This window comes from Saccharomonospora iraqiensis subsp. paurometabolica YIM 90007 (assembly GCF_000231035.2).
GTDB lineage: Bacteria > Actinomycetota > Actinomycetes > Mycobacteriales > Pseudonocardiaceae > Saccharomonospora > Saccharomonospora paurometabolica.
Genome location: NZ_KI912230.1, coordinates 4,141 through 6,753 on the forward strand (window position 1 = coordinate 4,141; position 2,613 = coordinate 6,753).

Annotated in this window: 2 protein-coding genes; both read right to left on the minus strand. The window is 75.2% G+C overall.

Features of this window, described 5'->3' with window-relative positions:
- Positions 1 to 26 precede the first annotated feature (26 nt).
- Positions 27 to 1,211 (minus strand): DNA polymerase III subunit delta', encoded by a 1,185-nt coding sequence (locus SACPADRAFT_RS0210390; protein ID WP_007027210.1) that lies wholly within the window; start codon positions 1,209 to 1,211, stop codon positions 27 to 29.
- Positions 1,208 to 2,613, minus strand: a 1,406-nt coding sequence (locus SACPADRAFT_RS26845; RefSeq protein WP_007027211.1) for a dTMP kinase, incomplete at its 5' end; no start/stop codon positions are given. The genes SACPADRAFT_RS26845 and SACPADRAFT_RS0210390, both read right to left, overlap by 4 nt.

The window sequence follows — 2,613 nt, forward strand, 5'->3', positions numbered from 1 at the left end:
CGGGGCGACCGGGCCGGGTGGGCGGGTCAGCCCTCGCGCAGGGCGGTCACCATCGCCTCGACCGCGATCCGCGGCTTGACGTTCCACCCGATCGCCGTGCGGCACTCCAGCACCGCCTCCAGCCGCCGCAGCGTCGAGGCCGGGCTCCACCGCTGCGCCGCACGCGCGCTGTCCTCGGCGTGGTCGGGGTGGTTCAACGTCGCCCCCGCCCCGCTCGCGGTCACCAGGACGTCCCGGTAGAACCCGGCGAGATCCACGAGGGCCAGGTCGAGCGTGTCCCGCTGGGTGCGGGTGGCGCGGGACTTCTGCTTCTTCTCCAGCTGCTTCACCGCCGCGTCGGCGGCGCGTTTCGCCCCCGCGACGCCCTTCCCGGTGCCCCCGGCCCCCATCGCCGTCCGCAGCTCGTCCTGTTCGGCCTCGTCCCGGGCCTTGCTCTCCGAACTCGCGTCCGCCTCGGCGGTGCGGACCAGTTCGTCCGCGCTGCGGAACACGTCGTCGGGCCGGTCGAGCCCGAGGGGGATGCGCAGCACCGCCTCGCGCCGCGCCCGCGCGTCCTCGTCGGTGGCGAGCCTGCGGGCCCGGCCGATGTGCCCGCCACAGACCGCGGCCGCCCATTCGGCCCGTCGGGGCTCGACACCGTCCCGCTCCACCAGCACGGTGGCGATCGCCTCGGCGGGGGGCGTGCGCAACGTGACCAGCCGGCACCGCGAGCGGATCGTGACCGTGATGTCCTCCGGGTGGTCGGACGGCGCACAGAGCAGGAACACCGTGGCCTCCGGCGGTTCCTCCACGGCCTTGAGCAGCGCGTTCGCCGCACCCTCGGTGAGCCGGTCGGCATCGGTGATGATCACGACCTGCCAGTTGCCCGTGGTCGGCCTGCGCGAGGCCGCCTGCACCAGCGACCGCATCTCGGTCACCGAGATGGACAGTCCCTCCGGCTCCACCAGCCACACGTCGGCGTGGGTTCCCGCGAGCGCCGTGCGACAGCCCGGGCACGCACCGCACCCGCCGTCGACCGTGCACTGCAACGCCGCGGCGAAGGTCCGCGCGGCCGTCGACCGGCCCGAACCGGGCGGGCCGGTGAACAGCCAGGCGTGCGTCATCGCGCCCGCGGGTCCGCCGTCCCCGGCGGTCCCGGCCGCCGCCGCGGCGGACAGCACCTCCACCGCGGGCTCCTGGCCGACCAGTTCCCGCCACACCCGTCCGCTCATGACGCGGTCGCCTCCGCCGCCCCGGTGGGCAGTTCGGTCCGGCCGGAGAGCGCGCTGCGCACCGAGGTCCGCACCCGGTCGGCCACGCCGTCGGCGTCGCCGTCGGCGTCCACGACGACGTAGCGGTCCGGGTCCGACGCCGCCATCTCCGCGAGCATCTCCTGCACACGCCAATGATGCTCGGCGGTGCGGGCGGCGGTGTCGTCGCCCCCGTCCTCACCCGGGTCGTGGTCGAGCAGCACCGTGAGGTCCGGCCGGAGCCTGCCCGTCGCCCAGTCGGTCAGTCCCTCCAGCTCCTGCGGGTCGAGCTCGGCCGTGGCCGACAGGTGCGCCAGCGGGGAGTCGACGAACCGCTCCATGACGACGATCGCCCCGTCGTCCAGGGCGGGCCGCACGTCCCGCTCCACGATCTCGGCCCGCACCGCGGCGGCGGCGAGCGCCTTCGCCCGGGGGCCGGACAGCGACGCGGCGGACATCAGGGAGGTCAGCCGCGCGTCGTCGAGTGCGGGATCGGCGGCCAGGACCACCCGGCGGGGCCCCGCCTCGAGCCAACGGTGCAGGCGTGCGGCCTGGGTCGCGGTGTCGGTGACCGTGGTGCCCTCCAGCGCGATGAGGATCCCGGTGGCGCGGCGCGGGCGACGCCGGAGCACGTTGCGCAGGTCGGCGAGGATCGGCTCGGTGCGCCGGGAGTCCATCTGGTGGTAGGCCACCAGGCCCACCAGGGTGGCGAGGATCCCGCCCGCCAGCAGGATCGGCCGGGTGCCGTCGATGATGATCGTGTTGCCCCACACCTCCACCCTGCGCGGGCGGAGCAGGCCGATCAGCCCGGGGACCGTCGACGTGGTGCCGAAAATGATGATCTTGAGAAGCGACTGGTAGATCGCGTTGATCCGGCCCCGGATCGCGTCGTCGACCTGGGAACCGATGATCGTCACGCCGGTGAGGAAGGCGGCCCCCGCGCACGCCCCCACGAACGCCACCGCCACCAGTGCCACCGCGAGATGCGGGGCCAGCGCCACCACCAGCAACGCCAGCCCGGCCAGCACGATGCCCACGCCGAACAGCCGCTCGTGCGGCAGTCTGCGGGCCAGCTTCGGCGCCCCGGTCAGCCCGACCGCGGCACCCACGAACACCGCCACGAACAGCAGGCCGAACGCGGAGTCGCCGCCGCCGAGACTGGACGAGTACGGCTTGGCCGCCCCGATCACCGCGCCGCCCGCGGCGAAGGCCCCGCTCATACCGATGAGCAGGCCCCGGATCAGCGGCGTGGTCCGGACGAACCGCACTCCGTCGCGCACCATCGCACGGAAGCCGGTGCCCTCCCCGGCCGCGCCCTCGGTGTCCCGGCCCGGGGCGCTCCCGGACACCGTCCCCGGTGCGTCCGCCGCCGCTTCCCCCGGCG

What these genes read in the sequence shown, in the direction of transcription:
- SACPADRAFT_RS0210390 (WP_007027210.1), bottom strand. Translation starts at nt 1,211, where the DNA reads ATGAGCGGACGGGTGTGGCGGGAACTGGTCGGCCAGGAGCCCGCGGTG.